Here is a 7,066-nt window from a genome sequence, read left to right as displayed (position 1 = left end):
GCTGTGGCGGGTGTGTGTTTTTTAGAGGGTTTGCCGCCATAGACGAACGCGTTCTTGGTCTTCGGGGGGGGGGGGGGGGGGGGCCGCGCGGGCCCCCCGGGGGGGGGCCCCCCCCCCCCCCGCCGCCTTCCTCCGCGCGCGCCCCGGTTTACGGCTCCGCGCGGCGGGCGAGCTGGGTGCGCGAGCGGGTGACCAGGGCCGCGAGCAGAGCGGCGCCGAGCGGCACGGCGACGATCAGCAGGGCCAGCGTGCTCCACGGGACGACGATCGGCACGTGCGGCAGCCTGCTCGTGCCGCCCCAGCCCCCGTCCAGCGCCTGGTGGTAGTACTTCCACTGCTCGCGCCGCTCGGTGTGCCGCAGCCCCACCGCGGGCAGCACGCCCGCCGCCGAGCCGAGCACCACGCCCATCGTGGCGATCACCCCGCACTGGAGGCCGGAGAGCGTGCGCCGCACCCGCGGCGGCGCGCCGATCGCGGCGAGCGTCTTCAGATCGGGCTCGGCGTCGGCCTGCGCGAGGCCGGTGGCGATGCCCGCGGCGCCGATGGTGACCAGGCCCGCGAAGAGCGTCAGGGCGAGCAGCACCAGGCTGTTGTCCCTGGTGTAGCCGCGCTCCAGATAGACCTCCGTGTCGGTGCCGATCTTGGCGAGGTCGCTGTCCAGCGCCTGCCGCTCGGGGCCGTTGGGCATCCGGGCGTTGGTGTAGAAGGAGCCCAGCGGCATCGTGTCGATCCCGACGCCGTCGGCGGCCTGCTGCGGCATCACGGCCAGCAGCCCGTACGTCCGGTCACGGCCCTCGGCCGCCAGGTGCACCGGCACCGACTTGACCGGGCCGACCGGCTCCTGTCCGTCGGGCACCGCCTTGTTCGTGTCCAGGGTGATCTTCAGCTTGAGCGTGCCGCGGTCGAGGTACCCCTTGTCGAACAGCACGGTCTCGCCGCGCGCCAGCGCCTGTTCCGCGTCCCCGTCCCGGATGCCGAGGGCGTGCAGGACGGCCGGGCCGCCGATCAGGACGGCGCTGCTGGTGGGCATGGCGGTCAGGCCCGCCACGTACGCGCAGCGCCAGTCGTGGGCCAGGGCACGGCGCTCGGCCAGGGTGAGCGCGGTCGCGCCCTCCGGCCGGTCGGTCGGGCACACGTTGGCGGCCGGCTTCACCGGCTGGACGTCGCCGCAGCCGTCGCCGCCACCGCCGCCCGCCTGGCAGTTCTTGCCGCCGACGACCATCGCGGACACGTCGGCGCGGCCGGAGACCGGGTAGCGCTTCTCGACCGCCGCGCGCACCGCGGTCAGGTCACGCCCGCGGTCGCTGTAGGCCGCCACCGCCACGACGCCGCGCGGCAGTTGGGCCTCGTACGCGTCCCTGTCCTGCCGGTCGGCGCTCGCGGAGTACGTGGCGACCGCGACCGTACCGGCGACGGCGGCCAGCACGGCCGCGACCGCGGGCGCCGTACGGCCCCGGTTGCGCACCGCGTCGCGCAGCGCGAGCCGCGGGGACAGCGGCAGCCACTTGCCGGTCCTGCCGAACATGCCGACCAGAGTGGGGGTGAGCGCGACGATGCCCAGCTCCGCGATGCCGGAGCCGCCGCCGACCGCGAGGGTGCTGTCGGTGCGCAGCGAGCCGAAGACCGCGATGCCGCCGCCGAGGCAGATCGCGCCGATGCCGAGGACCGGCAGCACGCGGTTGGCGTGCCGCACCCCGCGCCGCCCGGTCAGCGACGCCAGCACGCTCTGCCGGGACGCGGTGACCGCGGGCACGACGGCGGCCAGCAGACCGGTGAGTACGGCCAGGCCCGCGATGCCGAGCAGTTCGAGCGGCCGCAGCGTCAGACCGCCGAAGCGGCGGCCGACGAAGTCCTCCAGCGGGGAGCGGAGCAGGACCGTGAGCAGCAGGCCCAGCAGGGTGCCGACGACGGCCGCGGCGACGCCGATCACCAGGCCGCCGGAGAGCACGATCGCCCGGATGTGGCGGCGGTCGCCGCCGTTGGCGCCGACCAGGCCGAGCTGGCGGCGCGAGCGCCGCGCGCCGACGGCGAAGGCGGGACCGGCCAGCAGGCAGATCTCCAGCATCGACAGGCCGACGATGGTCGCCGCCACGGCGACGGCCGTGGCCTTCCCCGTGTCGCCGGTGCGGTAGGGGGCGCTGCCGTTGCGCGACTTCGTGTAGAGCGGCACTTCGGAGTCGGCGGGCGGGTGCAGCACCACCGCGCGGGACTTGACGTAGATGCCCCGGGTATTGGCTTGCTGCACCATCTGCCAGGAGTAGTCGCCGCTCGGCAACCCCACCAGGTAGGTGGTGTAGGCCGAGTCGTCCTCGCCGTTCAGCGCCTTGCGCGCCGCGGTGTAGGGCGCGATGAAAGCGCCCGGCCGCGCGATGACCTGCTCGGTGCCGAGCGTGTCCGGCAGGTCGTACGCGCCGACGATCTTGTACGTACGGTCCACGTCGCGGACGACGAGCTTCGAACCGACCTTCAGGCCGGCGGACTTGAGGAACGCGGTGGTGGCGATGACCTCGTGGTCGGCCGCCGGGTAGCGCCCGCGGTCCAGGTGGGTGATGCCGCGCGCCAGCGGGTCGCCCGCCTCCAACTCCCGCACGGGGGCGGCGAGCAGACCGTACTTCGTCTTGAAGCGGGCGTAGGTCTGGGAGTCGGAGATCCAGCGCGCGCCCCGGGGCAGCGCGGTCAGCGGGTCGGTCGGCTTCGGGGTCTCCTGCTGTTCCGCCAGGTCCGCCGCCGACGGCGTGGCGTCCGGGTCCGCGGTGGCGTCCTTCACCGAGGTCCAGATGTCCGCGGGCGGGTCCTGGTAGATCGGCCGCCCGTTGGCGTCGGCGTCCGCAAGGCGCGCGTCGGCGGCGCCGATGTCTCGGCTCAGCTTCTGCTCCGGGCTCAACTGGGAGCTGCGGATGGTGATGTCGGCGGCGCTCACGCCGATGATCGGCAGCGCGATCATCGCCAGCACCATCGCGCTGCGGCCCTTGGAGCGCCAGGCGTCACGGCGGGCGATGCGGATGGCGGCGCGCCACGAGTTGAGGTTCCCCGCGCGGGCGCTCGGGCCGCGGTCCTGCGAGGGGCCGCGGTCCTGGGAGGCGGCGGGGTCCTGCGAGGGGGCGCCGCTCACTGGGCCGCACCGCCGGTCAGCAGCGACTCGGCGGAGGAGCGCAGCGTCATGTCCACGACGGAGCCGTCCCGCAGGAAGACCACCCGGTCCGCCCACGCGGCGAACCGCGGCTCGTGCGTCACCAGGATGCCCGCGGCGCCCGCGTCACAGCGCGAGCGCAGCAGCGCCAGTACGGTGTCGCCGGTCTCCGAGTCCAGCGCGCCGGTGGGCTCGTCCGCCAGGACGAGGCGGCGGTCGCCGACCAGCGCGCGGGCGATGGCCACCCGCTGCTGCTGGCCGCCGGACATCTCGTCGGGGAAGCGGTCGGCCAGCTCGCCCAGGCCCATCTCCTCCAGCGCGGCGACCGCCTCGCGGCGCGCCTTGCGGGCGCCGGTGCCGTCCAGCTCGCGGGGGAGTGCCACGTTCTCGGCGGCCGTCAGCGCCGGTATCAGGTTGTAGTCCTGGAAGACGTAGCCGATGCTGCGGCGGCGCAGGGCCGCGATCTCGTTGCGGCTGGCCGTGGTCAGGTCCGTGCCTTCCACGATCACCCGGCCGGACGTCGGCAGGTCGAGGCCGCCCGCGATGGTCAGCAGCGTGGACTTGCCCGAGCCCGAGGGGCCCATCACGGCGACCAGTTCCCCCGGACGCACGTCCAGGTCTATCCCGCGCAGCGCGTGCACCTCGGTCGCTCCGGTGCCGTGCACGCGGGTGAGGGCTTCCAGGCGGAGGACGGGCGCTTCCGGCGGCGCGGCTTCGGTGTGCGGCTTTACGGACATGGGCGGTGCGTCCCCCAGGGTCGTGGAGTGCTCGTGCGGCGAAGTGCTCGGGTGCTGGCGTGCTCGGGTGCTGTGTGCTCGGGTTTCGGGGTGCTCGGGTGGCGGTGGTCCGGCCGCTGGTCGGGCGGGCCGGTCCTGGCCGGGAGGTGGCCGCGCGACGCGGCCGGGCGCAGGGGTGGGGCGTACGGGGTGGGGCGTACGGGGTCGGGCTTAGGTGCCGGACGTACGGGCCGGGCGTACGCGGTCAGGCGTACGGGGCCGGGTGCCGGTCGGCGCGCGGCTCAGCGGCGGGCCCGGGTCCGCCTCAGCGCGCCGCGCAGCACCCCGTCCGGCGCGGCGTCCTTCTCGTCGTTCTTCCCGTCGTCCAGGCCGCCGCCGTCGGCGGGGTCGGCGGGATCGGGAGTCGGGGCCGGTGCGGCGGGCTCGGCCGCCGGGGCCAGCGCCGTCAGCCGTACGAGCCGGGTCTCGCAGTGGTCGAGCCACCGCGCCTCGGCCTCCGCTTGGAAGATGAGCTGGTCGAGAACGAGCTGCCAGGCCACGTCGTCGCGGTCCGGCGCCCCGCTCTGCGCGGGCGCCGCCTCCAGCGCCTGGCCCTTCAGCCGGGTGTAGTCCTGCATCGCCCGGATGGTGTGCGCGCGCTGCGCCTGGATGACGGCCCGCACGTCCACCTCCGGCGATCCGACCGCCATGGCCAGCTTGATCGCCAGCTCGTTCCGCGGCGGATTCGCCCGGTCCACGGGCCGGGCGAACCACTCCCGCAGCTCACCCCGCCCGCCCTCCGTGATGGCATACAGCGCGTGTCCGGCGTCGTCCTCGCCCGCCGGCACCACCAGCCCGTCGCGCTCCAGCCGCGCCAGCGTCGTGTACACCTGCCCCACGTTCAGCGGCCAGGTGGAACCGGTGCGGGACTCGAACTCTGTTCTGAGCTGGAAGCCGTATCGCGGCCCCCGCTCCAGGAGGGCCAGCAGGCCGTGGCGGATCGACATACTGAGTATGTATACCGAGTATGGACCCGCCTTTCAAGGCCGCGGCGACCCGTCCGACCGGGCACAACGGGACATGAGGGGCGCGTGCGACCGCCTCGGGGTCAGTCGCGGCGCAGGCGCAGGCCCAGGAAGCCGAGACCCAGGCCGACCAGGGCGAGGCCGGCGCCGAAGGGGAGGATGCGCAGGACGCGGCGGCCGGGCTCGTAGACGGCGGGAGTCTGCGCGCGGGCCTGGGTGCGGGCGGCGTCGGGTCCTGCGGGTGCCGAAGGGCGCGGCGGGGCCTGGGCGGGCCCGCCGTCGGGGACCAGGAAGGGCGCGGAGCGCGCGGCGCCGTAGGTGGACCGTACGGGCGGGGTGAGCGGCGGCCTGGCGGCCCCGTCGCCCGGTACGGACGTCGGTGTCGGTGTCGGGACCGGTGGCCGCAGCGGGCCCGCCGGGGTGGCGGGAACGGCGGGGGAGGCCGGGGGCCGGACGCCGACCGTGGGGTCGGGGGCCGGCTTGGCGGCCGGAGCGGTGGGAGTGGGGGTGGGGGTGGGGGTGGCCGGAGCGGTCGGCTCGGTGGTGGGCTCCTCCGTCACCGGCGGCCCGCTGGGCCCGGTGGTCGGCGCGGCGTCCTGGCGTCCCCCGTGTCCGGGGGCGCCGACCGTCTCGTGCCGGCCGACGAGGCCGGGGACCAGCCCGGTGAGCACCTCGGTGACGATGTCCGCGCCCGGCGCCGGGAGCGGACGGACCGCCGGGGCCGTGGGCTCGTCGGGCCCGGGCGCGACCGCCCACGCGGAGCCCGTCGCCATCACCGTCGCCGTCGCCGTCGCCGGAACGAGCAGCGCCCCCGCGAGCAGCACGGGCGCCGCCCTCCGTATCGCGCATCGCCTGTCGGGTGCCCGCCGCACACGTCCCGCCTCTCCACCGAACCCTGTGTGGATTCAGCGTCACACGCGGCAACATTTCCGGCATCCCGGACGGCCGGCTCCGTATCGGACCGTTATCCGCGAGAGGGCGTGTTCATGCCGTGGTCAGGAGCACTTTTCCGATGTGGGTGCTGCCGTCCACCACGCGGTGCGCCTCGGCCGCGTCCCGCAGCGGGAGCGTACGGTCCACGACCGGCCGTACGGTTCCGGCCTCGATCAGCGGCCACACGTGCTCGCGTACCGCCGCCACGATCGTGGCCTTCTCGTCCAGCGGCCGGGGCCGGAGCGAGGTCGCGGCGACGGCGGCGCGCTTGCTCAGCAGCGTGGCCAGATTCAGCTCGCCCACGAGGCCGCCCTGGAGGCCGATGACGACCAGGCGGCCGTTGACCGCGAGCGCGTCCACGTTCCGCCCGAGGTACTTCGCGCCCATGATGTCGAGGATCACGTCGGCCGTGACGGCCTTCTCGAACTCCTGCTCGCGGTAGTTGATCAGGATGTCCGCGCCCAACTCCCGGCAGGCCGCCAGCTTCTCGGCGCTCCCCGCCGTGACGGCGACCGTCGCCCCCACCGCCTTGCCGAGCTGGACCGCCATCGTGCCGATCCCGCTGGAGCCGCCGTGCACCAGCAGCGTCTCACCGGGGCGCAGGTGCGCGGTGAGGAACACGTTCGACCACACCGTGGCCGTCACCTCGGGCAGCGCCGCCGCCGTCACCAGGTCGATCCCCTTGGGCACCGGCAGCAGTTGGCCCGCCGGCACCGCCACCTTCTGCGCGTATCCGCCGCCCGCGAGCAGCGCGCACACCTCGTCCCCGACCCGCCACCCCGCGACCCCGGAGCCCACCTCGACGATCCGCCCCGAACACTCGAGACCCGGATACGGCGACGCCCCCGGCGGCGGCTCGTAGAACCCCTGCCGCTGCAACAGATCCGCCCGGTTCACCGCCGTCGCCGCCACCTCGACGACGACCTCGCCCTCCCCCGCGACCGGATCCCCCACCTCCGCCCACGTCAACACCTCGGGCCCGCCCGGCTCCGGAATCGTCATCGCATACATCCCCCGAGGCTACCGCTGCCCTCAGCCCCCAACCCGCCGGTTCCTTTGCGCCGGACGGCCCGCCCAGACGGTTCCCCCGCCCGGGACGGCCCGCCGATCTTTTAAGGGGCGGGGCCCCGCCGGTTCCATTGCGCCGGACGGCCCGCCGATCTTTTAAGGGGCGCGGGGAACTGCGCGACCAGCCCCCACCGTGGCGCGGACAAAAAACCGGCCCCAGCGGGGCAGATGCCGTCGTTCCCGGGCTGACAGTC

At 75.0% G+C, this 7,066-nt stretch carries 5 protein-coding genes; all 5 read right to left on the bottom strand.

The genetic code is table 11. The annotated features are described in order from the left end of the window. Window positions 1-148: 148 nt before the first annotated feature. Window positions 149-2,944, bottom strand: coding sequence for an FtsX-like permease family protein (locus ACIQCJ_RS35680; RefSeq protein ID WP_402714011.1), 2,796 nt, complete (start codon window positions 2,942-2,944; stop codon window positions 149-151). Window positions 2,945-3,108: 164 nt separating this feature from the next. Next, complete coding sequence (locus tag ACIQCJ_RS35675) at window positions 3,109-3,867, bottom strand: ABC transporter ATP-binding protein (protein WP_402714007.1); 759 nt, start codon at window positions 3,865-3,867, stop codon at window positions 3,109-3,111. Window positions 3,868-4,148: 281 nt separating this feature from the next. Then, window positions 4,149-4,853 carry a PadR family transcriptional regulator gene (locus ACIQCJ_RS35670; RefSeq protein ID WP_401851414.1) on the bottom strand — a complete coding sequence of 235 codons (705 nt, stop codon included), beginning with the start codon at window positions 4,851-4,853 and terminating at the stop codon, window positions 4,149-4,151. A 101-nt stretch (window positions 4,854-4,954) separates the two neighbouring features. Further along, a complete protein-coding gene (locus ACIQCJ_RS35665; RefSeq protein WP_402714004.1) occupies window positions 4,955-5,695 on the bottom strand; it encodes a hypothetical protein in 741 nt (246 codons plus the stop codon). A gap of 160 nt (window positions 5,696-5,855) precedes the next feature. Continuing rightward, the gene (locus ACIQCJ_RS35660) at window positions 5,856-6,815 is read right to left on the bottom strand and encodes an NAD(P)H-quinone oxidoreductase (RefSeq protein ID WP_355336726.1); all 960 of its coding nucleotides are present in this window, start codon (window positions 6,813-6,815) and stop codon (window positions 5,856-5,858) included. Window positions 6,816-7,066 lie beyond the last annotated feature (251 nt).

Source organism: Streptomyces sp. NPDC093221, assembly GCF_044753885.1.
Taxonomy (GTDB): Bacteria; Actinomycetota; Actinomycetes; order Streptomycetales; family Streptomycetaceae; genus Actinacidiphila.
This window is presented reverse-complemented; position numbering and strand designations above follow the sequence as displayed.